The organism is Paenibacillus sp. FSL R10-2782, assembly GCF_038592985.1.
GTDB classification, from domain to species: domain Bacteria; phylum Bacillota; class Bacilli; order Paenibacillales; family Paenibacillaceae; genus Paenibacillus; species Paenibacillus terrae_C.
Genome location: NZ_CP151951.1, coordinates 3,637,017 through 3,660,603 on the forward strand (window position 1 = coordinate 3,637,017; position 23,587 = coordinate 3,660,603).

The window sequence follows — 23,587 nt, forward strand, 5'->3', positions numbered from 1 at the left end:
GTTGTGTTAATAGCAAAAAGCCCACTCCTTAGAGTGAGCATATGTTTTAGTGTTTTACCTGAGTCGCTCTTGTGCTTATTGATCCAAAGTGTCCAATTGGGCATCAGCATATCGGCTGCCATGCACCTTATTTTTGGGACTCACGGCTTCGATGAGAGCTAAATCTTCTGTGGTCAGTTCAACATCCACGGATGTTGCATTTTCCTCCAAATATTTTACACGTTTGGTTCCTGGAATTGGCAATGCGCCATTCGCTATGGTCCATGCTAATGCTAATTGGGAAGGAGTGCAATTCTTCTCTTGGGCAACTTCTTTAATCTTATCGACAAGATCAACATTTTTCTGGAAATTATCACCTTGGAAGCGCGGCATATATCTGCGAACATCACTAGCTTCAAGATCCTCAAATTTACGCAACTCGCCGGAAATAAAGCCTCTGCTCAAAGGGCTGTAACCCACAAGCGTGATTCCCAATTCTTTTATCACAGGCAGGATTTCATCCTCAATCTCCCGACTCCACAGAGAATATTCGGTTTGTAAAGCAGAGATGGGATGTACCGCATGTGCGCGACGAACTGTAGCAGCAGATGCCTCTGACAAGCCGAGATAACGAACTTTCCCGGTCTTTACAAGCTCAGCCATAGCCCCTACGGTTTCCTCAATAGGAACATTCGGATCTACCCGGTGCTGGTAATAAAGATCAATATAGTCCACACCTAACCGACGAAGACTTTCGTCTGCTGCCTTTTTTACATAATCCGGATGACCATTAATGCCTTCAAAATTAGGGCCAAAAGCAAACTTTGTAGCAATAACGGCTTGTTCCCTGCGGCCTTTTAAAGCTCGTCCCAGTAGCTCCTCATTATGTCCATTACCATATACATCCGCAGTATCCAGCAAGGTGACACCTAACTCTAAAGCGCGATGAATCGTCCGAATCGATTCGTCATCATTAGTTTCACCGTATATTCCAGGAGACATGCCCATTAAACCCAAACCAAGAGATGAAACGACCAAATCACTATTGCCCAGGTTACGTGTTTTCATGTAGTTGACCTCTCTTCCAAATCTTCATTTTTTAACTTCGAGATTCATCATAGCACATCAAAAAACACAATTCAAACAAAATATACGTTTTTTGTCTATATAGTTTTTGGGGTGTATAATATATATTCCATTATGGATATCAGTTATAATAAAGCAGGATTGGAGGCTAATGATGTGACCGACGATAGCAAGGTAATAGATAAAAAAAACGAGACATGCATTAAACTCAGCATGAAGCTGGCTCCCTATGTAAAAAAACACGGATTTCAGACATTACGTATGGATGAAATCGCAAAAATTATGGATATAAGTAGAGCAACCTTATATAAATACTTTTCAACGAAAGAAGAAGTTATAGAATACGTTGTGAACAATTTTATTGAGTTTATCAACGAATTGGTTATGGATTCATTGGATACAGATCAATTGTACGGGACTCGGTTTCAGCAGCTTTTTGAAAAATCAATTTTACTTGCTGTATATATTACAGACATTTTTTTAAATGAACTGGAGCACATATATCCTGAGAAGTATGATCGCTTAAGGATAGCGTTGCAGTTCCAAGAACAGCAATTGTTAGAATTTTATGAAGAGGGCATACAAAAAGGGGTGTTCAACCAAGTCAATGGCAAACTATTAATATTGCAGGATGAGCTATTGCGGTCCATGACTGATATTAAATACTTAATGTTAAACCACTTGACGATTTATCAGGTCTTGTATGACTTCTACCAATTAAAAAAGGTTCAATTATTTAAGCCTGAGAAAATTCAAAGCGTAGATGACGCATCGATGATACCTAGAATTGAGCATCTGGCCCAAAAAATCTCCAAGGAACTATACTAAATTCATTGAGAATTAGGTCCATTCCGGTCAAGTTAAAAGCAGGCTGCCACAGCGCCTGCTTGTTTGTATTTGAGAATTTTTCAAACTCTTCATTTTTTGTGCCGCACACTCAATTTGCCTTGGTGCGCACGGATTTGCACCTCTCCCATCGTATCTGTCCGATATATAGCAGAATCAACCGCCGATAAACGACCCAATACCGCTTCATTTGGATGCCCATACGTGTTGCTCGCTCCGACTGAAATGACGGATACCTTCGGTCGCCAGTAGGATAACCATTCTTCCGAGGTGGAATGCTTGCTACCGTGATGTGCTATTTTCATGACGTCTACCACTTGCCTTACAGCCACCGTTTCCCCTTTTGCTTCGGTATGGAATGGAGAATGAGTTAACTCGGAGAGCAACAACGATTCTGCTGCATCATCCATATCTCCTGTGAACAAAAAGGAAGCCCCCTCCATCTCCAATATCATTGCAACGGAATAATGATTTTGTTCCTTCACAACGGGCAAACTTCCGGTTTCGTCCTCCTGCAACGGAAGCGGATGAATAAAGCGGATTTTCGTATCCTGATCCGGTCTCCACTCCATACCATAATGCGCACCGTACAGCTTGACCTGCTTGTTTACAGCCGTGTTCAATAGCTTGCGGAAAGGTGCCTTGTCTGTCAGGGTGCCGTTCAAAACCAAGGCCGATACTGGAATCTGGTCAAGCACAGCCTGCAATCCCCCAGCGTGGTCATGATCTCCATGCGTTAAAATGACAGCATCCAGCCGATGTACACCGCGCTGCTTCAATAAGGGCACAATCGTATCCTCACCTACCTCGTAGGGGTCTTTTCGCTTACGCCAAGCATTTTTTCCTGTCGTAAAATCCATCGTGCCCCCACCATCCACCAAAATGTGTTTACCACTCGGCGTTGTAATCAAAATGCTGTCGCCTTGGCCCACATCCAGGTATTGAACCATTCCCGTATTCCCATCACCTGGAGTTATATAACCTATACACAGAATGCCAAGCCAGGCAATACCGCTTACGGCCAGCGCCAAATGACTATAACCATTCCACTGTCGACGTGCATATTTGCCTGCTCCTTCAGGCTCACGCTCTGTCTGCAATATAGCTGCCCACTCCGCAGATGCCGCTAATCCTGTATGTATGGGTGATGGCATGGGGACGGATGTGCTTTGTCCCACCAAATTGCGTCCGGCTGAAAGCCTCCCCTTGTCCTTATCCAGCGCTACCTCCAAGCCCAGAGATTCATCTGTTCGCCTTCGAGATATCATCCATGTTCTGAGCCAGTACAGAATACTGTACAAAGCAGCATAATACGCTATGACCCACAGAATGGAGGAAGACGGCCAAATACTCACATAAGCGTCATCCACGTTCATCCATTTTACAAGCCAAAAGGTCAGCTCGTTCAGCTGCTCTGCTGGCCATGCCAGGATACGTCCCCCGTCCTTCCATAGAAAGGCGATTCCCATCGCCACCGTACCCAGTGGAAGCACGATATACGTAATAAGTGGAACAAGCACAAAATTAGCCGCAAACGATAGCAGCGAAAACTGATTAAAGTAGAAGACTGTCATCGGAAACGAAACAAGCTGTGCTGTGATCGTAATCGCAATTTCGCCGCCGATCAGAAGAGGCCATTTGGCGAAAAACGGCTTCATCAGCGGCATATAAATGAGCAGTCCGGCTGTTACCAGAAAAGAAAGCTGAAAACTGACACTAAGCAGGTAATACGGATTCCAAAGCAACATCAATAACGCAGACACACTTAAAATGCTAAGTCCGTCCTTAAGCATTCCCCGTCTGGCTGCAAACAGGCCGATCATAGCCATTATCCCCGCCCTCACAACAGAGGGAGAAGCACCTGTCAGCAGTACATAAGCCGGAATAAGCACCATCACGACCGTAAGAGACGTCTCACGACTCACTCGCAATAGCTTGAACAAATACAGTAGTGTAGCTGCATATACCGCCACATGCATACCGGATATCGCTAAAATATGCGTTAATCCAAGCTGCGTAAATTCGTTATACGTTGCCGGGTCCAGCTCATCCGTAACTCCTAGTACAAGTCCTTTCATGTATCCTGCGTGATGAAGAGAACCAAATGCCGATTCCATCCGTTGCCCTAATTGCTCCCTAAGCTGATCATTCCACCTGAACAAGGTGTAACGGTTCCACTGCGAAGCTTGCTGCTTCTGTAGCGAAGCGGCCCCATTCCCTTTGAAAAGCCAGTGAATCTCCTGTGTATGCAGGTATTCATTGTAATCAAAGCCGCCAAAGTTCCCCGCTTTTGCAGGAGCCTTTAAGCTGCCACGCAGTTGAACTGCATCTCCACGCTGCCATCCTGCCGCCAGTTGCTGTTCCTGTTTGGCAGCCAGCTTGATGTGTACGATAACCTGTTCAGAAATAGCTTCGCTCTTTCCAACCCCGCCCTGAAAAGTGTCACTTTGAGAATCACTTCCCATATTGCTTATTGCAGTAACCCTCATCTCAAACTGTGCCCGGTCACCGTCTACCTGCACCTCGGAAGCGATAAATCCCGAAGCTTGAACAGGCATATCTTCCAGCTTGGAAACCGATACATGAAGGGCATCGGGAATGTGGCTCACATTATGGGTATCATGCCAAGCCCAATGGAATCCACCCCCGCTCAAGGCAAGCCATAGCAACACTACGTGCCGGACTGGAATTTTCATCAATAGAGCTATAAGAGGAAAAATCAGCGTGACACCCGCCCAGAGCAACAGAAGCATACTTCCAGAATACAAACAAGCTCCTGCACTTCCCGTAATCCAGCATACAGTAAGGGTCAAGATAGGTCTGCTTAAAACAAGTTTGGCTTGAATACAACCACCTCCCGGTAGCAAAATACTGTTCTGTGTCCAAACAGCAAAACAAAAAGAACCCCTGACAAAATAGCATTCGTCAGAGGTTCTTCCTCGGTTACTCTTAAATTCATCAAGTCTTAATTCATACATTTTAATTCATAACATCCATCAGCGTTTCTTTCGGTGGATGATAGTTATCCAGCATACGAAAGGCAATCCCTTTTTGCTCCATCATGCCACGAACCTTGTCGGCATCCTTTGGGTAAGGTCGGTGGTATACGATTTCCACAATGCCGCTGTTCGCCAGCATGTTGGCACACGTCCAGCACGGCTGGTCGGTCACATATACTGAGGACCCCTCACGATCAATGCGGTCGGTGAACAGCAGCAAGTTCTGCTCCGCATGAATCGTGCGGATACAGCGCTGCTTCTTAATCATTTCCTCCCGCCCCTCGCGATGCACGACCTCGTATTCCTCCGAAATCATACAGCCTGCCTCAGAGCAATCAGGTACCCCGGATGGTGCACCATTATAGGCTGTGCCCAAAAGCTTTTTGCCTTGTACAAGTACGGCTCCAACATGACGCCGCGAGCAGCGCGAACGGGTGGATACCATATAAGCGATATCCATAAAATAGGTGTCCCAGTCCTTGCGTACATCTGCACTCATATCCATCTCTCCCGTAAAAACAAGTTACAACGTAATATATCCGCTTAGCTATTCTGATAGCCTGCACATCGTCCACTTATGTAATTATAAGCTGACATAAGGCTTCATTTTCGCTAACATTTTCGCGCCAATGCCCTTCACATGATCCAAATCGCTCACACGTCTGAACGGCCCGTGCTGATTACGATAGTTTAAGATCGCTTCGGCCTTTTTAGCCCCAACCCCTGGCAGTTCCATTAACTCGGCAGCAGTCGCCGTATTAATGTTCACCTTTTTTTCACCGGAAGCGGATGAAGCAACCGGATCGCCTGCTGTATTCGACCTGTTCGTCGTGGCATTCGAGCTTTCAACGCCAGTAACGGAAGTAACGGAACTAGAATCCATCACCTCAGACTGCTTTATGGTACTGGAGCTTTCGCTTCCATCGACCGATGCACCAGCAGAATCCTGTACAGCATCACGCTTCACATGGCCAGCTCCTTCGCCACCCGAAATGCGTTCAGCTTTGCCTGAGGCTTCGGCTACAGCACTCTTTCCCTGAGTCTGGCCGCTATTGCTTCGTGACTCATTTTGCTCCGGCTCTACCGCTAAAGCCTGCTCCACCTTATGATTAAGCACCTGCCACTCTTCTTCCGGCTCTGGACGCTGCCCACCAGCAAACAGAATAAGCCCACTACCGATTAGGGAAAGCACTATTGCCGTTCCAGTCCATACGCGGTTCATTTCCATTTTGTCCCCTTCTCCACATAGATTTTAGGGAAAGTGAGCCACTCAATACAGCGTCTCAATCGAACAGAGCAAGCCTGTCCTATTCCCGTTAACCGGAGGATGTAAACAACCTCCATACGGTCTCGCTGTGAGCCATTTTCCAAAGAGAGGTACGACCTAGGGCACAATCTAACATGCTCAGACATAAAATTCGTCATGTCGGCCAAGACCGGGTGCATACACTAAGAAGAATGACAGCGTCTATACCGCAAAGTATGAAAGGAGGACGTTGAACGATGAAAGTTGGATTTATCGGGACTGGCAGCATGGGAAGTCTGCTGATTGAATCTTTTATTCATTCCAACGCACTTAAACCACAGCAAATATCAGCAAGCAATCGAACGTATTCCAAGGTAGCCGAGCTGGCCCGTCGTTATCCAGGATTACATGCAGCCCAAAGCAACCGTGAGACGGCAGCGGATAGCGATATCCTGTTTATCTGCGTGAAGCCGCTGGAATCAAAAGCCGTAACGGATGAAATACGCAACGCCATTACAGAAGAGCAAATCGTCGTTTCTATTACAAGTCCGGTACAGATACGCATCTTGGAGCATTCACTGAAAGCCAAAGTGTCCAAAATTATTCCTAGCATTACCCACCAGGTAGGCAGCGGAGCCTCACTATGCATCCATGGCAGCCGGATTACAGAGGAGGATCGCTCCCTTCTGGAAGAGCTTATGTCCCACATTAGCAGGCCGATTCGGGTTAAGGAATCCCATACGCGTATTACGTCGGATTTTTCCAGCTGTGGCCCTGCTTTCTTGGCCTTTTTTATGGATCAGTGGATTCATGCTGCGGTTCAGGCCACGGGTATAGACCGTACGGAGCTATGTGCCCTTGCTGGTGAAATGATTATTGGCACAGGTAAGCTGCTTACAGAGGGCGGAATGACACCAGCCGAGTTGCAGGCGAGGGTAGCAGTTCCCGGAGGTATTACCGCTGAAGCCCTCGCACTGCTGGACATCAGCCTGCACAGCGTCTTTCCAGAGCTGATACAGGCCACGCACAACAAGTACGAGGAGGACATGCAAAAGATAGATGCCTCCTTTGGCTTAAAGCCGATTAACCCGCAACAATATTGACCAGTTTGCCCGGTACTGCAATCACCTTGCGGACCGATTTACCGGCAAGCGCCTGCTGAACGTTGTCCAGCGACAGAGCGAACGCCTCCATCGCTTTGGTGTCAAGGTCCTTGGCTATCGTCGCACGCTGCACGATTTTACCGTTCACCTGCACCACAATTTCCACTTCGGCATCCACCGTCCATGTTTCATCATAAGCAGGCCAAGCCGCGTAAGTAATGCTTTCGTTGTGTCCCAGCAACTGCCACAGTTCCTCGGCCAAATGCGGTGCAAGCGGCGACAGCATCTGCACGAAGTTTTCCATTGCTGCACGCGGCAGACGGTCTGCTTTGTATGCATCGTTGGTGAAAATCATCAGTTGGCTGATCGCCGTATTGAAGCGCAGCGCATCCAGATCCTCGGTTACTTTTTTAAGCGTTTTATGCCAGGTCCGATTGAGCTCATCACTGCCGCCTTCATTTGTAATTTTATCGTTCAGGCTACCATCCTCGGAAACGAACAGACGCCATACACGGGACAGAAAACGATGCGCTCCCTCAACCCCGTTTTCGCTCCATGGCTTAGTCGCCTCCAGTGGCCCCATAAACATCTCATAAATACGCAACGTATCAGCGCCAAATGTATTCACAATATCGTCAGGGTTGATGACATTACCGCGTGATTTACTCATTTTTTCATTATTGTTGCCTAGAATCATACCCTGGTTGACCAGTTTGTAGAAAGGCTCTTTTGTTTCTACAACGCCGATATCATACAGCACCTTGTGCCAGAAACGGGCATACAGCAAGTGAAGAACCGCATGTTCCGCACCACCGATGTACAGATCCACAGGCAACCATTCACGCTGCTTCTCCTTGGATACAGGCTCTTTATCATTGTGCGGATCAATATAGCGCAGGTAATACCAGCAGCTTCCCGCCCATTGTGGCATGGTGTTTGTCTCGCGTCGTGCTTTCAAGCCCGTCTCGGGATCAATAGTTTCTACCCAATCCGTCGCATTCGCCAACGGGGACTCCCCTGTGCCTGAAGGCTTGATGTTATCCATTTCCGGCAGTACGAGCGGCAACTGATCCTCGGGAACTGTTTTGATCGTTCCATCTTCCAGATGAATCACCGGAATCGGCTCGCCCCAATAGCGTTGACGGCTGAACAGCCAGTCGCGCAAGCGGTACGTCACTTTTCCTTGCCCCTTACCCTCGGCTTCCAACCATTCAATCATCTTCGGAATGGCTTCCTCATTCGTAAGTCCATTCAGCGGACCTGAATTGACGTGCGGACCATCCTCGGTGTATGGCTCTTTAGCCACGTCCCCACCTTGGACAACCTCAATGATATTCAGCCCGAATTGCTTCGCAAATTCCCAGTCACGTGTGTCGTGACCTGGTACAGCCATGATCGCGCCTGTTCCGTAGCCAGCCAGCACATAGTCGGCGATCCAGATCGGCAGCTTTTCACCGTTCACCGGATTCACTGCATAAGCGCCTGTGAAGACACCCGTTTTATCCTTTGCCAAATCCGTGCGCTCCAGATCGCTTTTACGGGCAGCTTGTTCACGGTATTGATTTACGGCAGCCTTTTGCTCAGGTGTAGTGATAACATCCACCAATTCCTGCTCAGGAGCCAGCACACAGTAGCTTGCGCCGAACAGCGTATCCGGGCGGGTTGTAAATACCGTCAATTGCTTGTCATGGCCTTCAATTGGAAAATGAACCTCTGCCCCGGTAGACTTGCCAATCCAGTTCCGCTGCATATCCTTAATGCTTTCGGACCAATCCAGCTCCTCCAAATCGTCCAGCAGACGGTCCGCATATTCCGTAATTTTCAGCATCCATTGACGCATTGGTTTGCGGATAACCGGATGACCGCCACGCTCACTCTTGCCGTCAATAACTTCTTCATTGGCCAGCACCGTTCCCAATGCAGGACACCAGTTCACAGGCACTTCAGCTACATAAGCAAGACCGCGCTTGTACAGCTGGATGAAAATCCACTGTGTCCATTTGTAGTAATCGGGGTCTGTTGTGCTGATTTCACGATCCCAGTCGTATGAAAAGCCAAGCGATTTGATTTGACGGCGGAAGTTATTCACATTTTTCACCGTAATTTCACGTGGATGCTCTCCCGTATCCAGCGCATGTTGCTCGGCAGGCAGACCGAAGGCGTCCCAACCCATCGGATGCAGTACGTTGTAGCCGCGCATTCTTTTATAGCGTGAAACAATATCCGTTGCCGTGTAGCCTTCTGGGTGGCCTACATGCAGACCAGCTCCTGACGGGTACGGGAACATATCCAAAGCATAAAACTTCGGCTTACCCTGCTCTTCCCCGGTACGGAACGTTTTGTTCTCATCCCAATATTTCTGCCATTTTGGTTCAATACTTTGCGGTTGATAGCCGTGCTTCGGCTGTGTGTCTGTCATTATCAATTCCTCCTCAAACGGTATGCAACAAAAAAACCTCTGCATCCCGTAGCGTGTCAGCGCTAGGGACGAGAGGTTATATTCCCGTGGTACCACCCTAGTTAGCAGAAAGCGTTCTTCGCCTTCTACTCCCTTTGCACCTGATAACGGAGGTGATCCGATGCGGGTTAATAACAGGGTACAAGCACCTGTATAGGGCATTCCTGCGTTGGGCGCATATCTCCGAGGCGAGTTCACTTTGCACTGTCAACCGGCTTGCACCATCCGCCGGCTCTCTACATGTCCAGACAAAACTACTATTCCTCATCAGCGATTGTTTAACCGTTAATAATGGCACTATTATATTGAAAACCGCGAAAAAAGTCAAATAAGGACTGCATTTGGTGCTAAACACCAACTTCATTCGTTTGCTACATGACACACGGAGGCAAATGTTTTATAATTAGCCGAGCCAGATTGAGATGAGATGAGTTGAGAAAGGTGAGCTGAGACATGGCACAAATTAAAATTTACGGAATAAAAGAAGCCCTGAATCCGATCAAGGAGCAACTTTCAGATGTGATTCATTCCGCTGTGGTGGATGCGTTCCAATATCCCCCCGACAAAAGGTTTCATCGTTTTTTCCCTATGAATCAGGAAGACTTCGTATTTGCCCACGATCGCTCGGAGGCATACACCATTATTGAAATTAGTGTGTTTGAAGGCAGAACAACAGAGGCTAAAAAGCACCTCATCCAGCTGCTATTCCAAAAAATTAACGATTTAGGCATTGCCCCGCACGATCTTGAAATTACTATATTTGAGACGCCGAAACAGAATTGGGGCATTCGCGGTGTACCAGGTGATGAACTTCAACTGAACTATAAAGTAAATATATAATTTCGAAGCTCTTATGCAAAAAGACGCCTTTCATGTCATCATGAAAAGCGTCTTTCTTTTTCCTATATTAGCCTGATAAAGCTTCATTATTTTACAGCAACATAAAATAGTCTCGCTGCATCATCTACTGCTTCTACCCATTCAAAGTCCGCATATACCTTCACATCGCGAAAACCGGCTTTGGACAGTTCCGTTTTCATCCAGTCCGGGTCATAGGCACGTTGCACATGAATTTCCTCGAACCGCTGGTATACATCGCGCCCTTCATTTTCTGCTCTCGCAAAAATGCTGAGATGATGCTCAATTTCAGAGCGTGGAGCATCCAACGCACAAGTCCAGATATATGAAATGGAGCGCTCATCCAGTACAAAGGGCTGCTCTTCATCATAACGCACAAACGTCTGGGGATGATGTACATCGAACAGAAAGGTTCCGCCAGGCTTAAGACCGGCATACGTTCTGCGAAAAGTAGCAGCAATGTCCTCTTCCTCCAGCAAATAATTCAGACAATCGCAAAAAGAAATGACAGAATCCACAGGCTCCGGTAAATTCCATTCCCGCATATCCTGCTCTATCCAGCGAATGCTCCCCTCACGGAACAAACGCTGGCCTTGCGTAGTTGTTTCCATTTTGCGACGGGCTACCGCCAGCATATCTGAAGACAAGTCGATGCCAGCCACCTCGAAGCCCGAGTTGACCAGTGGAATCGTAATGGAGCCCGTCCCACAGCCCAGCTCTGCCACCGTATGCGGCATACCATGCTGATCCCAGGCCTGCCGAGCAAAACGCAGCCAGTCCGGGTACGGCATGTCCTGCATCAGCTCATCATACACATAGGCAAACTTCCGGTAAGAAGCCATTTTTTATTCCCCATTCCCGTCCTTCGGTTCAGGCATTTTCTCCACCAAGTAGGTCCAATTTTCCTTTTGTGTAACCAGTCCTTCCTTCATCAGCTTGCCCATCGCACGCTTGAAGGCGGATTTACTGATACCGAACCGTTGCTTAATAATATCCGGCGGCGTTGCGTCGGAATAAGGCATACCGCCACCCGGACGCTCTTTCAGAAAGGCAATGAGACGATCTGCATCCTCATCACGGCCCACTTCCTTGCGTGGCGACATCGCCAGATTCACCCGACCGTCTTCACGAACCAGTGTGACCCGTACCTTCACCTCTTCACCCAAACGAAGCATCCGGTTGCGTTCCGAGGAATGAATCATGCCAATCGCGCCAAAACCAAGCACGCCACCGTCCACCAGGACAAACGTACCCATCTGGAGCGGCTTGTACACCGTCGCCTGCACCCACGTATTGAGCCATGAATCAGGTGCATGGAAGGACAATGGAGCCAGTTCCTGCTCACCCGCCAGCTTAGCCCGCAACCTGCCCTGCTTATCATGCTCCATAATAGCATAGACGTAGTCACCCACCTGAGGGTGCAAATCCCGGTTCTCAGGCAACTCACGAATCGGCAGCAGCAATTGACGCCCCAATCCCATTTCCAAAAAACAACCCAGACGCGGATGCACATCCGCCACCTGAAGTTTGGCCAGTTCGCCCAGCGAGAGGAACGGCTTTTTCATAGTAGCGGCCAAACGGTCCTCTGTATCGTGAAAAATAAATACTTCCAGCCGTTCTCCAACCTCGATCTCACGTGTCAGCTCGGTATAATGAAGCAACACATCCTGATCGCCGACTGTGAGAAAGTAGCCGAAGGGGGATACCTCACGATCTACCATAATCGTGACATAAGTACCAGCAATCAGATTCATACCTTCTCCACAACCTTAGCGTCCGACCAAAGTCTTTCAATGTTATAATATTCACGCTCGTCGCGATGGAAGACATGCACTACGACATCTCCCAAGTCCATCAGAACCCAGCGACCCGAATCCATTCCTTCGATCCCTTTGATTGTTGTACCTTCATCATGAGCGCGTTTGCGAATTTCCGTCACAATCGCCTGTACCTGAGTATCCGAATTACCGTGGCAGATAACAAAGTAATCCGCTACAAGGGATACGCCCCGCAAGTCAAGGGCTACAATATTCATGGCCTTCTTATCTTCAGCGGCCTCAACCGTAATTTGCATTAATTTCTCATTAGTTATGGTCATTCATGAACCTCCGATTTTCTCTGTTTAAGTTGTTGGATCAGATCATTTCGCGACAGTACCGTCAACGGAAAAATAACCTTTTGCTTCTCCAGCAGCAGTGAAATCGTGGAATCAAATCCAGCGACAAGACCCTGCTCCAAACTTTTTTTCGCCTGTTTGCGGATATGATCTACCCCTGGGAAATCTCTTCCCGGCTCGATATAATCAGCGAGACACACGACTTTGTCTAGCAAACTCATGCCTACACGTCCTGAGGTATGCCAGCGAATGGCACTCCGTATTTCAGAGTCTTCCACCCCATAGTCTCTCGCTGCAACGCAATATCCTACCTCAGAATGCCACAGTTGCTTGTCATGTTGCAAAAGCTCTTGGTCACATTCGGGATGACTGCGAATCACTTCCTCCATCTGCTGAACGGGCCAATATTTCGCTACATCATGCAAAATAGCCGCTAATTCGGCCTTATCCGGGTCCGCGCCATACCGCTTGGCAAGCTCCACGGAGGTATGCATGACACCTAGTGTGTGCTTCCAGCGTTTTTCAGGCATTTGACCAGATACGGCCTCCATCAATTGCTCACGGCTGTACTTCATACAAACCGCCCCTTGTAATGTAATCATGCACACGATCAGGCACAAGATAGCGAATGGTGCGCCCTTCCGCAACACGTTCCCGAATATCCGTCGAGGAAATATCCACCACCGGCATATCCGCCAGCAGCACCTTGTTTTGCAAATAATGCGGCAGTTCATTCAGCGCAAGCTGGAAACCGGGACGCCGGACACCGATAAAACAAATCCGGTGCGCCAGCTCCTCAATCCCCTGCCAATGAGGTAAGTAATTCACCATATCCGCGCCAATGATAAAATAAAAATCAACAGCAGGATGCAGTTCCTGAAGCTTTTTGATCGTGTCAATAGTATAAGATACCCCGCCGCGAAGCACTTCAATATCCAACACTTCAAAAGCAGGATGGCCTGCCACCGCTTCACTCGTCATCTCCAGCCGCTCCGTGCCGCTCGCCCCCGCCTGATGCTTGTGCGGAGGGATATGGGAAGGCATGAACCATACATGGTCCAGCGCATAGGCATCCCTTGCCGCTTCTCCAGCCAGCAGATGTCCAATATGAATCGGGTCAAATGTACCGCCCATAATACCGATTTTCATAGTTTTCTCCCCGCTTGCTTATCCTCTAGGCAGTTCGATTTGCTTGTTATCACGGGATTCCTTGTACAAAATAATCGTGCTCCCGATGAGCTGCACAAGCTCGGAACCTGTTTCCGTAGCCAGCTCTTCCGCAATTTCATGCTTGTCATCCAAACAGTTGTTCAAAATCTGCACCTTCATTAGCTCGCGCTTTTCAATCGCATCGTTAATGTGGCGCATAAGATGCTCGTTCGTACCGTTTTTTCCTACTTGAAAAACCGGGTCCAGATGATGTGCCATCGAGCGCAAATACCTTTTTTGTTTACCTGTTAACATGTATAATTAACTCCTTCATAACCACATATGCCATGCGGCAATTCCATAATTTTAATGTAAAATCCGACTTACGACAGGCTTCTCAGCACCGCCGCTCTCATTTCGTCTACAGCAGGAGCTACGCCCATAAAATACTCAAAAGCCACCGCTCCCTGATACACGAACATGCCCAAGCCTCCATGCACGGTGCAGCCGCGCTGTTCACGGCTTTCGCGTAAAAATCTCGTTTCCAGCGGGTTGTAGATCAAATCACTCACAATGATTCCTTGCGGAATCAGACTCGTTTCCAGTGGAAGCTCATCGGATAGAGGAGACATTCCTACCGAGGTCGTATTGATCAGCACATCCACCGATGCAAGCACGCTCTCCGCTTCATCGTTAGAATAGCCCGTCACAGGGATCGCTTCCGTCGTCCACTCCAATGCCAGTTGCTCTGCCTTATCGCGTGTCCGATTCAGAATAATGACTGATTCGGGCTGTTCCTCCAGTAAAGCATGAATCACACCTCTGGCAGCACCTCCAGCTCCGAGGACTGCAATTTTTGTGCCTTTCAACTTAACCGAAGTCTCTTCTTTGAGCGAGCGTACGTAGCCGATCCCGTCCGTATTGTAACCCTTGAGCCGTCCGTTGTCGTTCACAATCGTGTTAACAGCACCGATGAGTCTGGCCCCTTCATCAATCTCATCCAAATATTTCATAACTTCAACTTTATGAGGAATCGTCACATTGACTCCGCGGAAATGCAGAGCACGAATCCCCTTCATGGCGTCCTCCAGCTGTTCCGGCTTAACATGAAGAGGAACAAAATCCCCCTCTATCCCCGCAGCCTTTAAAGCTACTTTATGCATGAGAGGCGATTTGGAGTGCTTGATCGGATCACCCAATACGCCCAATAATACAAGATCTTGTTCAGTCACTCCAGACTCCCCGCTGCTCATCGTTGTTCTCCCCCATATTGCAAAATATTAGGCTGCACAAATACATGAACGGCGGCAGGAACCTGAATATGTTCCTTGCCGCCCTATCACATGGTTTAACATCCGTTAAATCAACGAAGGCCGTAAAAGGACACGGATTCCCCGAGGAGCATGAACCGCTACCAAAGCCCCGTTCTCACTATTGACCCTGATCCATCCCAAACCAGAGATATAAATATCCGATTGAGATTTACGGGGAACGCGGAACTCATGTCTTGTCCATTCCGGCATCTCTGCCAACTGATCACGTGTCGGCGGTGACAGCAGTTCTCCGGCATGATCTTCGAACAGTTGATCCGCCCGCTCCAGCTTGGTGCGATGAATTTTAAGGCCGCCATTGATGTAGCATGTGAACGATTGGTGTTGCCCCTCTACAAAATCAAACCGTGCCATCCCACCGAAAAACAGCGTTTGTCCGGGATCTAGCTGATAAGCAGCTGGTTTCAGCGGCTTGTCCGGCATAATAGCGCCCAAATCCTGCCGGGACACGATTTCACTGAAACGCCAAGGATACACAATACCCGGTGTATCAATAATATGCTTGCCGTCGTCAAGCGGAATATTCACCATATCCAGCGTCGTTCCCGGGTAACGGGATGTTGTTAACTCCTGCTCCATATCGCTATGATCACGGATCAAGCGGTTAATGAGCGTGGATTTACCAACATTTGTTGCACCGACCACATACACATCCCGATTGCCGCGCAACTCGGATACTACATCCAGCAGACGATCAAAGCCTTGATTTTTTTTGGCCGAGCACAGAACGATATCTGCCGTGCGAAGTCCTTGCTCCTTAGCCTGCTTTTGCACCCAGTTGAGGACCTTGTTCCAGTTCGTTACCTTAGGCAACAAATCCGTCTTGTTCACAGCCAGTACAACCGGATTAGATCCTACGAAACGTTGCAAGCCGGAAATCAGACTGCCTTCAAAGTCGAAAATGTCCACAATGTGGATGACGAGTGCGTCCTTGTCCCCAATTTGGCTGAGCAGTTTCAGGAACTCATCCTGATCCACAGCTACCGAAGACGTTTCATTATAATTTTTAATCCGGAAACAACGCTGACAGATGACAGGCTCGCGTGTAAGCAATTTTTCAGGAATATATCCCGGAAGCTCCGGGCTAGTGGTCTGCATCGTGATACCGCACCCACTACATTTGACGGCAGTTCCGCCGTCAGGTCTTTCAGTCATTCTTCTTTTCCTCCTCAAGCCATAAGCCTTTCTTACGTAACCTTGTGAGCGCAATTCGCTCCAACCGCCGATTAAAGCGGGTCATGATTCCTTCATCATGGATGGATATGGGCAGCACCAGCACCGTGTGCAATCCCAGTCGGTTACCACCCAATACATCCGTCAACATTTGGTCCCCGACCATAATAGTCTCTTCCGGGGTAAGTCCCATCATACGGATGGCTCTGCGGAAGGACGAGTTGGAGGGCTTCCGTGCGGCATGTATAAATTCAATGTCCAAAGGCGTAGCGAACACAGATACACGTGCCATATTATTGTTGGACACGATGACAAGCTTAAAACCCGCCTGTTTGACCTTTTCAAACCAGGCCACCAGTTCGGGAGTCGCATTCGGAGCTTTTGCACCAACCAGCGTATTATCCAGATCCGTAATAATGCCGCGATATCCTTGAGCATGCAATCCTTCAAGATCAATATCAAAGACGGTATTCACCCGCAATTTGGGCATCAGCATTTCAAACAACGTCGGTCACCTCAGTTTCATACGACAAACTATACCATATTAATAGGGGTTAGTAAAAAGCTATCCACAACAAACGGACAGCTTTTTACAGAGCATATGATGAAGATTATAAATCGGCAGCTTTCGAGCCGAGTAAAAACGGTTTAGCCTTCGTCCTTCTAATCCGAAACGGTTTTTCGTTCGCTTCATTCGGTATGCCTTCTGGACTAACCTTTCTTATGCAACAGGGCCGCTTGCTGGCGGACCTTGCGCCAATCCTCGGCAGTTACCGAGGAAGGACTGTAGCGCGCTTGTTCAAACAGCTCCAGCAGTAGATGCAGAATTGGAGCGCGTTCCGGTGATTCAACTGACCATCTGCCGACCGATTCCCTCAGCGTCTCGTGGCTAGTACGGGCAAACCCCTTACTGCGCATGTACCGTAGCCAGCGCTCGGTTTCGACGATCACCTTTTCGTCCGGGGTCAACGGCTTTCCTTTACGCAGACGCAGCAGATAAAAATGAATATCTGCCCGATTACGCCATACGATATAAGCGCCCCACAGTACGATAACAGCCACTGCCGACACTATAATTACCGGATGAATCCTCGTCCCTTCCTCTGGATTGGCCTGCGGCGTCTGTGCAGACTGTTCCGACTCAGGCTGATCCTTCACTTCCGGAGTATCAGGCGTCTTCGAATCCTCCTGTTCCGTAAGCAACGGCATATCAAAGCCTGGTGTAGCTTCTACAGGAACCCATCCGTATTCACCCAGATACACTTCGGCCCAGGAATGTGCATCCGCATTGGTAACGGAGTAGGATGACATATTTTCATTATCATCGCCCGTCGTTGCATCATCCGAAAACGTCTGCTGACCTGGTGCATATCCTTTGACCCAACGCGCCGGAACACCGACGGAACGAGCCATCATAACCAGCGAAGTGGAATAATAATCGCAATAGCCTTCCCTAATCTCGAACAGAAAGGCATCCACAAAATCCTTGCTTTTTTTGCGGGAAAGATCCGGGTTGTTCGTATATGCATAATTTCGCTGTAAATATTGCTGTAGCAGTCCGACCTTTTCATAAGGCGTTTTGGCTGATGATGTTACATTTTGAGCCAAATCACGCACTCGCTTCGGCAGCTCATTAGGGATTTGCAAATAGGCTTCCTGCTTATTCTTTCCATACAGCTCATTAAACGTTTTTGTGCGAAGTTCTTTCTCCGGGATTACAGGCACATGTGACACCAGAGTATACGTTTTGGGATAAGTAGTTCTTCTGGAGGATGAACTCCATAGCAGTTCTGCCTGTTCCGGTTTCCAACGTAATCCGTCTGCCCGCGAGTCTCTGTCCACCGATTGAACACGATGTACCGAATAGGCACCGAACAAAACGGGGTAGCTCTGATCATTTTGCATCGTAATGGTCTGAACGACCTGCTCAGTGGAATGCCGCGTTTCTTGTGTATTTTCCAGCTCTGCCGTCATTGGCACATCATTCAGCGTTTGGTCGTCATTGTCTGCATCACTCCAGCCCGTACCGGAATACGTTCGCTTAGTCTCGCCCCGCCAATAGCTTCGCTGGTTCGTCGTGATGGTCATTACGGGAGAGTAGTCAAAATTAAATCCCCCACCCAGTCGATTATCCTGCCGACTATAGCCCGATGCTGTACTCATCCGCTGATTCATAGCCCCGGCTCCATTGTTAATACCAACGGTAGATGAGCTATTTCGCTGGGTCCAAGCCGTATAAGGATCCGTTAAGGTCGGCTGTATCTCTGGCATATTCACGCCAGCCATAATAATCAAAGCAAAAATGACCGCAATATTCGCTGCAATTTTGTACGGGTAACGGCGAATGTGCTTCCACCCTTGAGGATAGTGCTGTCGAAAATACTGCAAATGCTCAGTCACCAGCCAACCCATACCCGCAAACACCATCCAAGCGACTTCTTCCCATAGCACGGTTGGCGTGAACGAATCAAGCACTGCCAGCGCGGCAATATTAATGCCTACAAACACCAGAATGCGCTGCTTCGTCGTAACGATGAGTGGTAACATCTCAATGACTAGCCAAGCAATCAATGAAAACCAAATATACGGAGACATATTAGATATAAATTGATCCAGACGGTTTGCAAATCCCCCGAAAGGAATAATAATCGAGTAGGACACGAGCGTCCGGTACAAAATAAAAAATAACGTGGCCGCCTTGACGATAAATTCAATCCAAGGCCGAAGCGGCAGCAAGATTTTCACCAGAGCCAGCATCGTAACCGTCGCCAGTACAAGCGTTCTCGTCTCTTCAAGCCACAGGACTGAAGCAAAGGACACCCATTGCATGACAATAATAATAATCCATAAAAATGTAAAAGCCGCAGCCCAGGAGCCCTTCAGCGATTGAAGCCAGTTCTTCATAGCGTCCCTCCCCCCATTCTAGCTGGAAGCTCTTCAAGACTCGGAACATGATAACCCTGAATGCCTCTTGTACGAAGCATGCTCATCCATTCTTGGGCCTGTCCCTCACTTGATTCTTCTCCGATATAAATGTGGCACGGGGTCATCCCCCGTGTATCGGCCCAACGAAGAAGCTCCAACGCCTGATGATCCTTCAACGGACTAATCAGCACAAAATAGCAGCCTTGTGGAAATTGCCGAACACTGCTTTCTACAGCCGTCATAAGACTGCCTTGGGAAGTGGTGTGTATGTCTACCAAATGATGCATCATCCGTTGCCGTTCCATCATCTGCTCACTGGGCTGAAAAACAGTGCCTGTCTCCCCTGCCGTACAAAGACCTACCCCCATCCGCTCCCTTCCACCATATTCCAGCAATGAAGCGATTGAGGATACGGCCAGTTCAAACTGATTGGCATTTACATAATGCTTTGTGTGTATGTCCAGTACTAGCATCGTTTTCGGAACCGTCTCATGCTCAAATTCCTTAGATTTCCAGCTGCCTGTACGTGCGGTCGCATTCCAATGGATACGTGAAAAACGGTCCCCGTATACATAGTCCCGCACTCCGTTAATTTGCGTCGTTTCGCGCCGTGTTCGAGTCTGGACGGTCTGTGGGCCGGACATACGCGAGCGGCGGTCATTTAACTGCCAATAGGGAATGAATACCGTGCGGGGCAGTACCCGAAATTCACCAGGTGCGCTTAATCTGCCTTTATGCTCCAACAGACCGAAGATATCCTCGCTCACACACTCGGTTTCCGCAAAATAATAGCTTCCCCGCTCTAACGCAGGAGTCTGAAAGGCAAGCTGTCCGCTTCCTTTCATGCTGGGGATTACGCTGTCCTCAAACGACCAGGATTCGCCTGTATGACGCTTGAGCACCTCACGAACGATGATATACGGTAACGGCAGAAAGCCGGGAAGGCTCAAGCTCAGCTTTACATGCACCTGATCTCCGGCATGCAGTAGCTCCCCAAACTCTGAGCCTTGCGAAAGCTGCCTTGAACCCTGAACGCGGCGTACCCCGCTCAGCCCGACGATCCATAAATAAATACCCAGCAGCGTAACCATGGACAACAGCATAACTGACGTCTTGCCACCCTGAAACAACAGATATAGCAGACATACCACCCATATAGCCATCAGAAGCCAGATGCGGCCTGACAGCCGAAGGAGCCTGCGCTTCCTTTTAACCATCTTCATTCCTTATGGACGCTCCATTCGCACGGGTACGTTCACCTGCCGAAGGACAGCCTGAAGGACAGACTGGGCGTTGGAGCTGTCGAGACGCACCTCGGGACGAAGCAGCAAACGATGCGCCAGCACATAAGGCGCCAATATTTTCACATCATCAGGAAGCACGTAATCACGATTTTCCAGAAAAGCGTACGCCTTGGTGGCCATTACAAATGCAAGCGCTGCCCGCGGGCTGGCTCCCAGCAGTACCGAAGGATGCTCTCTCGTCGCACGGACGATATCAAGTAAATAGGACGTAACTGCTTCGTCCATATAAATTTCTCTGATTTCCTGCTGGATCGCAGCAATCTGTTCCATATGGGCTACCGCCTCTAGCCGATCTGCCGGCTGACCCTCCTGATGACGAAGCAGCATGTTTCGCTCAGTCTCCATATCGGGATAACCGAGACTGATTTTGAGCATAAAACGATCGAGCTGCGCTTCCGGCAGCATATAAGTCCCTTCAAAATCAATCGGATTTTGCGTAGCACACAGCATAAAAGGATGAGGCAGCATGTGCGTTTCTCCATCCACGGTTACACTGCGCTCCTCCATCACTTCCAGCAAAGCCGATTGGGTTTTCGTCGTGGCCCGGTTAATTTCATCTGCCAGTAAAATATGGGTCATCACGGGACCCGGACGGAAATAAAAGCGCTCATCCCGTGGATGAAATATGGAAACCCCTGTAATATCACTGGGGAGAATATCAGGATTACATTGAACACGGCGGTAATCACCGCGCATGGATTTGGCAAGAGCCTTGATCATTTGCGTTTTTCCCGTACCCGGAACGTCCTCGATCAGAATGTGCCCACCCGCCAGCATAGTCGTTAGCAGTAATTTTATTTCAAAGGATTTACCTAATATGCATGATTCCAGATTAGAACGGATTGCAGATACAATCTGCACAGATTTTTGACGCACGGGCATAGCCTGTAAACCTCCTAGATAGCAACATGTTTCCTATTATTGTACATGAAGGAGGGCATAGAGTACACTTGAGTCCTTTTCCAGATGTTCGAGCCAGCGCTACAGTTTGGCAGCATTTTGTATGCAGACATATAAAAAAGCCCTTCGGTCATTCAGATCCGAAGGGCTGATTTTTTATGCTTGTTCAAAGGTATGTTTTAATCTATAATGTGTTGCTTTTATGTGGTTATCCTTTTGGACGCACGACCAAGGCCGCCAAAAAGGAGAAAATAATCGCCGAGGAAATCCCTGCACTTGTCACACTAAAAATCCCTGTAATGACACCTAGCCATCCATCCTTTTCCAGCTCAGTCAATGCGCCGTGTACTAGTGAATTACCAAAACTTGTAATTGGAATGGTCGCACCCGCTCCTGCAAATTTAATTAGCGGATCATATATGCCCACAGCATCCGCAATCGCACCTGCCACCACCAACGTGCTCATCGTATGTGCCGGGGTCATTTTAATGACATCCATCATCAACTGGCCCACGACACAAATGGCACCGCCGACTAAAAAAGCCCATAGATATATCATATTGTTCCTCCCGCTTCGAAAGCTACAGCATGTGCAATGCAGGGAATACTTTCCCCTTGCTGTGCGGACAAAGGAGATAACAACGCTCCGGTCGCCACGACCAGTACCTTCTGAAGTTCTCCCTTTTCGATCCGCTTCAACAGATGTCCATAAGTTACAACAGCCGAGCATCCGCAACCACTGCCGCCTGCAATGACTTGCTTTTGCTTGTTCAGATCGTAAATCAGTAAACCACAATCATTAAATTCGGTCTGATTCATATCAATGCCTTGCTTTTTTAGCAGTTCCTTGGTAATCGGCAACCCTACCGAGGCCAAGTCCCCCGTTACAATGAGGTCATAATAGCCAGGGCCCCGACCCGTATCTCGAAAATGAGATAACAAGGTGTCCGCCGCCGCTGGAGCCATCGCCCCTCCCATGTTAAAAGGGTCTTTAATACCCATATCCATTACACGCCCAATGGTAGCGCAATCCACCACCGTACCTGACTTGGCATGTCCCACAACTACGGCGCCGGAGCCTGTGACGGTATACTGAGCCGTTGGCGGCTTCTGCGATCCATATTCCGTAGGATATCGGAACTGCCTTTCCACCGTACAGTTATGGCTTGTCGTACCCGCCATTACATAATCGCCCGCCTCTGAATCCACAATAAGCGCGGCTAAGGCCAGACTTTCCATCGACGTAGAGCAGGCTCCGAAAACACCCAAATAAGGAATCGCGAGCTTGCGCGCTGAAAAGGAGCTACTGATAATTTGATTCATCAGATCACCACTGATAAAAAACTGTACTTCCTCTTTGTTCAAATTGGCATTGATTAACGCCAGCTCTGTAGAGTGCTCGAACAATCTGCGTTCCGCTTTTTCCCATGTTTTTTCGTTAATTTCGAGATTGTCATAAATATAGTCAAAATCCGTGGACAACGGCCCCTCTCCTTCATCCGGGCCAACAACGGTTGCACTTCCCACGATACGCGGCCTGGATTCAAACTTCCAGGTTTGTCCTCCCTGTCTTCTCATAGGTGGTTGCCTCCCACTCCAAGAATGGCGTAGATGACACCCACAACGAATGCGGCAACAACCCCGAATACGATAACCGACCCTGCCAGCTTGAACATATTCGCGCCTACACCGAGCACCAGCCCCTCAGAACGATGCTCCAGTGCAGCCGAACACATCGAGTTGGCAAAGCCTGTAATCGGTACAGCGGTTCCCGCTCCCGCCCATTGGGCAAACTTGTCGTACACCCCGAAGCAGGTCAATATGACCGCCAGCAGGATCATCATGGATGAGGTCGGCGGTGCCGCCTCCTTGGCCGAAATGTGCATCCCTGCCATGAAGGCTTCCTGAATTGCCTGACCAATCACACAGATGCCGCCTCCAACCAGAAAAGCCCGCACACAGTTGGCAAAAACTTTTCTGGATGGTTCGTGCTTTTTGGAAATACTTTGATAGTCCTTCTCATTTATGGACAGCGGCGGCGTATTGGTACGAAAACCGCTTTGCCCTGATTTAGCTGGCATCATTCACCACCCCTTGTTCGTAAGTACCGCACT

Annotated in this window: 24 protein-coding genes and 1 other annotated feature; of the genes, 3 read left to right on the plus strand and 21 right to left on the minus strand. The window is 48.6% G+C overall.

Annotated elements, in window-relative coordinates:
- Positions 1–75: 75 nt before the first annotated feature.
- A complete protein-coding gene (locus tag NST83_RS16440) occupies positions 76–1,047 on the minus strand; it encodes an aldo/keto reductase (protein WP_283652565.1) in 972 nt (323 codons plus the stop codon).
- 174 nt (positions 1,048–1,221) lie between these two features.
- Here NST83_RS16440 and NST83_RS16445 point away from each other — a divergent pair, with 174 nt between their 5' ends.
- Positions 1,222–1,893 (plus strand): TetR/AcrR family transcriptional regulator, encoded by a 672-nt coding sequence (locus NST83_RS16445; protein ID WP_283652566.1) that lies wholly within the window; start codon positions 1,222–1,224, stop codon positions 1,891–1,893.
- An 89-nt stretch (positions 1,894–1,982) separates the two neighbouring features.
- Here NST83_RS16445 and NST83_RS16450 read toward each other — a convergent pair whose 3' ends face one another.
- From NST83_RS16450 to NST83_RS16460, 3 genes are all read right to left on the minus strand, one after another.
- The gene (locus tag NST83_RS16450) at positions 1,983–4,658 is read right to left on the minus strand and encodes a ComEC/Rec2 family competence protein (RefSeq protein ID WP_342417974.1); all 2,676 of its coding nucleotides are present in this window, start codon (positions 4,656–4,658) and stop codon (positions 1,983–1,985) included.
- Positions 4,659–4,890: 232 nt separating this feature from the next.
- A complete protein-coding gene (locus tag NST83_RS16455) occupies positions 4,891–5,409 on the minus strand; it encodes a dCMP deaminase family protein (protein ID WP_137061846.1) in 519 nt (172 codons plus the stop codon).
- A gap of 84 nt (positions 5,410–5,493) precedes the next feature.
- Entirely contained in the window at positions 5,494–6,132 is a 639-nt protein-coding gene (locus NST83_RS16460; protein WP_342414945.1) for a ComEA family DNA-binding protein, read from the minus strand.
- Between the two features lie 281 nt (positions 6,133–6,413).
- Here NST83_RS16460 and comER point away from each other — a divergent pair, with 281 nt between their 5' ends.
- Positions 6,414–7,259, plus strand: coding sequence for a late competence protein ComER (gene comER / locus NST83_RS16465; RefSeq protein WP_342414946.1), 846 nt, complete (start codon positions 6,414–6,416; stop codon positions 7,257–7,259).
- Here comER and leuS read toward each other — a convergent pair.
- Positions 7,240–9,678 (minus strand): leucine--tRNA ligase, encoded by a 2,439-nt coding sequence (gene leuS, locus NST83_RS16470; protein ID WP_342414947.1) that lies wholly within the window; start codon positions 9,676–9,678, stop codon positions 7,240–7,242. The genes comER and leuS overlap by 20 nt on opposite strands.
- A 61-nt stretch (positions 9,679–9,739) precedes the next feature.
- Positions 9,740–9,997: a binding site (T-box leader), on the minus strand.
- Between the two features lie 173 nt (positions 9,998–10,170).
- On the opposite strand from leuS, the gene NST83_RS16475 reads away from it, so the two are divergent.
- Positions 10,171–10,557 (plus strand): tautomerase family protein, encoded by a 387-nt coding sequence (locus tag NST83_RS16475; protein ID WP_137061842.1) that lies wholly within the window; start codon positions 10,171–10,173, stop codon positions 10,555–10,557.
- An 86-nt stretch (positions 10,558–10,643) separates the two neighbouring features.
- Here the strand turns inward: NST83_RS16475 and NST83_RS16480 are convergent, their stop codons facing one another.
- The 16 genes from NST83_RS16480 to spoVAC form a co-directional block, all read right to left on the minus strand.
- Positions 10,644–11,417, minus strand: a complete 774-nt coding sequence (locus tag NST83_RS16480; RefSeq protein WP_137061841.1) for a class I SAM-dependent methyltransferase — start codon at positions 11,415–11,417, stop codon at positions 10,644–10,646.
- Between the two features lie 3 nt (positions 11,418–11,420).
- A complete protein-coding gene (locus NST83_RS16485; RefSeq protein ID WP_014282544.1) occupies positions 11,421–12,329 on the minus strand; it encodes a S1-like domain-containing RNA-binding protein in 909 nt (302 codons plus the stop codon).
- Positions 12,326–12,673 (minus strand): ribosome silencing factor, encoded by a 348-nt coding sequence (rsfS, locus tag NST83_RS16490; protein WP_025682016.1) that lies wholly within the window; start codon positions 12,671–12,673, stop codon positions 12,326–12,328. The genes NST83_RS16485 and rsfS overlap by 4 nt, the downstream gene beginning before the upstream one ends.
- Positions 12,670–13,266, minus strand: a complete 597-nt coding sequence (gene yqeK, locus NST83_RS16495) for a bis(5'-nucleosyl)-tetraphosphatase (symmetrical) YqeK (protein ID WP_342414948.1) — start codon at positions 13,264–13,266, stop codon at positions 12,670–12,672. Before yqeK ends, rsfS begins: the two co-directional genes overlap by 4 nt.
- Positions 13,250–13,840, minus strand: coding sequence for a nicotinate-nucleotide adenylyltransferase (gene nadD, locus NST83_RS16500; RefSeq protein WP_342414949.1), 591 nt, complete (start codon positions 13,838–13,840; stop codon positions 13,250–13,252). Before nadD ends, yqeK begins: the two co-directional genes overlap by 17 nt.
- An 18-nt stretch (positions 13,841–13,858) precedes the next feature.
- The gene (yhbY, locus tag NST83_RS16505; protein WP_014282548.1) at positions 13,859–14,155 is read right to left on the minus strand and encodes a ribosome assembly RNA-binding protein YhbY; all 297 of its coding nucleotides are present in this window, start codon (positions 14,153–14,155) and stop codon (positions 13,859–13,861) included.
- A 68-nt stretch (positions 14,156–14,223) separates the two neighbouring features.
- Positions 14,224–15,093, minus strand: a complete 870-nt coding sequence (aroE, locus tag NST83_RS16510) for a shikimate dehydrogenase (RefSeq protein WP_342414950.1) — start codon at positions 15,091–15,093, stop codon at positions 14,224–14,226.
- Positions 15,094–15,198: 105 nt separating this feature from the next.
- The gene (gene yqeH / locus NST83_RS16515) at positions 15,199–16,326 is read right to left on the minus strand and encodes a ribosome biogenesis GTPase YqeH (RefSeq protein ID WP_342414951.1); all 1,128 of its coding nucleotides are present in this window, start codon (positions 16,324–16,326) and stop codon (positions 15,199–15,201) included.
- A complete protein-coding gene (locus NST83_RS16520) occupies positions 16,319–16,849 on the minus strand; it encodes a YqeG family HAD IIIA-type phosphatase (protein ID WP_137061836.1) in 531 nt (176 codons plus the stop codon). The genes yqeH and NST83_RS16520 overlap by 8 nt, the downstream gene beginning before the upstream one ends.
- A 60-nt stretch (positions 16,850–16,909) precedes the next feature.
- Positions 16,910–17,038, minus strand: coding sequence for a hypothetical protein (locus NST83_RS16525; RefSeq protein ID WP_342414952.1), 129 nt, complete (start codon positions 17,036–17,038; stop codon positions 16,910–16,912).
- A 17-nt stretch (positions 17,039–17,055) separates the two neighbouring features.
- Positions 17,056–19,248, minus strand: coding sequence for a transglutaminase domain-containing protein (locus NST83_RS16530; protein WP_342414953.1), 2,193 nt, complete (start codon positions 19,246–19,248; stop codon positions 17,056–17,058).
- Positions 19,245–20,492 carry a DUF58 domain-containing protein gene (locus tag NST83_RS16535; protein ID WP_342414954.1) on the minus strand — a complete coding sequence of 416 codons (1,248 nt, stop codon included), beginning with the start codon at positions 20,490–20,492 and terminating at the stop codon, positions 19,245–19,247. The genes NST83_RS16530 and NST83_RS16535 overlap by 4 nt, the downstream gene beginning before the upstream one ends.
- A gap of 3 nt (positions 20,493–20,495) precedes the next feature.
- Positions 20,496–21,455: a MoxR family ATPase gene (locus tag NST83_RS16540; protein ID WP_137061833.1), complete on the minus strand. Its 960-nt coding sequence runs from the start codon at positions 21,453–21,455 to the stop codon at positions 20,496–20,498.
- A gap of 226 nt (positions 21,456–21,681) precedes the next feature.
- The gene (gene spoVAE / locus NST83_RS16545) at positions 21,682–22,032 is read right to left on the minus strand and encodes a stage V sporulation protein AE (protein WP_014282555.1); all 351 of its coding nucleotides are present in this window, start codon (positions 22,030–22,032) and stop codon (positions 21,682–21,684) included.
- Positions 22,029–23,051 (minus strand): stage V sporulation protein AD, encoded by a 1,023-nt coding sequence (spoVAD, locus tag NST83_RS16550; RefSeq protein WP_342414955.1) that lies wholly within the window; start codon positions 23,049–23,051, stop codon positions 22,029–22,031. Before spoVAD ends, spoVAE begins: the two co-directional genes overlap by 4 nt.
- Positions 23,048–23,554 (minus strand): stage V sporulation protein AC, encoded by a 507-nt coding sequence (gene spoVAC / locus NST83_RS16555; RefSeq protein ID WP_044645136.1) that lies wholly within the window; start codon positions 23,552–23,554, stop codon positions 23,048–23,050. The genes spoVAD and spoVAC overlap by 4 nt, the downstream gene beginning before the upstream one ends.
- Positions 23,555–23,587: the final 33 nt, after the last annotated feature.

What these genes read in the sequence shown, in the direction of transcription:
- NST83_RS16460 (WP_342414945.1), bottom strand. Translation starts at nt 6,132, where the DNA reads ATGAACCGCGTATGGACTGGAACGGCAATAGTGCTTTCCCTAATCGGT.
- NST83_RS16475 (WP_137061842.1), top strand. Translation starts at nt 10,171, where the DNA reads ATGGCACAAATTAAAATTTACGGAATAAAAGAAGCCCTGAATCCGATC.
- NST83_RS16440 (WP_283652565.1), bottom strand. Translation starts at nt 1,047, where the DNA reads ATGAAAACACGTAACCTGGGCAATAGTGATTTGGTCGTTTCATCTCTT.
- spoVAD (WP_342414955.1), bottom strand. Translation starts at nt 23,051, where the DNA reads ATGAGAAGACAGGGAGGACAAACCTGGAAGTTTGAATCCAGGCCGCGT.
- NST83_RS16540 (WP_137061833.1), bottom strand. Translation starts at nt 21,455, where the DNA reads ATGCCCGTGCGTCAAAAATCTGTGCAGATTGTATCTGCAATCCGTTCT.
- NST83_RS16535 (WP_342414954.1), bottom strand. Translation starts at nt 20,492, where the DNA reads ATGAAGATGGTTAAAAGGAAGCGCAGGCTCCTTCGGCTGTCAGGCCGC.
- NST83_RS16455 (WP_137061846.1), bottom strand. Translation starts at nt 5,409, where the DNA reads ATGAGTGCAGATGTACGCAAGGACTGGGACACCTATTTTATGGATATC.
- rsfS (WP_025682016.1), bottom strand. Translation starts at nt 12,673, where the DNA reads ATGACCATAACTAATGAGAAATTAATGCAAATTACGGTTGAGGCCGCT.
- comER (WP_342414946.1), top strand. Translation starts at nt 6,414, where the DNA reads ATGAAAGTTGGATTTATCGGGACTGGCAGCATGGGAAGTCTGCTGATT.
- yqeH (WP_342414951.1), bottom strand. Translation starts at nt 16,326, where the DNA reads ATGACTGAAAGACCTGACGGCGGAACTGCCGTCAAATGTAGTGGGTGC.
- NST83_RS16480 (WP_137061841.1), bottom strand. Translation starts at nt 11,417, where the DNA reads ATGGCTTCTTACCGGAAGTTTGCCTATGTGTATGATGAGCTGATGCAG.
- spoVAC (WP_044645136.1), bottom strand. Translation starts at nt 23,554, where the DNA reads ATGCCAGCTAAATCAGGGCAAAGCGGTTTTCGTACCAATACGCCGCCG.
- yhbY (WP_014282548.1), bottom strand. Translation starts at nt 14,155, where the DNA reads ATGTTAACAGGTAAACAAAAAAGGTATTTGCGCTCGATGGCACATCAT.
- leuS (WP_342414947.1), bottom strand. Translation starts at nt 9,678, where the DNA reads ATGACAGACACACAGCCGAAGCACGGCTATCAACCGCAAAGTATTGAA.
- nadD (WP_342414949.1), bottom strand. Translation starts at nt 13,840, where the DNA reads ATGAAAATCGGTATTATGGGCGGTACATTTGACCCGATTCATATTGGA.
- NST83_RS16530 (WP_342414953.1), bottom strand. Translation starts at nt 19,248, where the DNA reads ATGAAGAACTGGCTTCAATCGCTGAAGGGCTCCTGGGCTGCGGCTTTT.
- aroE (WP_342414950.1), bottom strand. Translation starts at nt 15,093, where the DNA reads ATGAGCAGCGGGGAGTCTGGAGTGACTGAACAAGATCTTGTATTATTG.
- NST83_RS16525 (WP_342414952.1), bottom strand. Translation starts at nt 17,038, where the DNA reads ATGAAGCGAACGAAAAACCGTTTCGGATTAGAAGGACGAAGGCTAAAC.
- spoVAE (WP_014282555.1), bottom strand. Translation starts at nt 22,032, where the DNA reads ATGATATATCTATGGGCTTTTTTAGTCGGCGGTGCCATTTGTGTCGTG.
- NST83_RS16485 (WP_014282544.1), bottom strand. Translation starts at nt 12,329, where the DNA reads ATGAATCTGATTGCTGGTACTTATGTCACGATTATGGTAGATCGTGAG.
- yqeK (WP_342414948.1), bottom strand. Translation starts at nt 13,266, where the DNA reads ATGAAGTACAGCCGTGAGCAATTGATGGAGGCCGTATCTGGTCAAATG.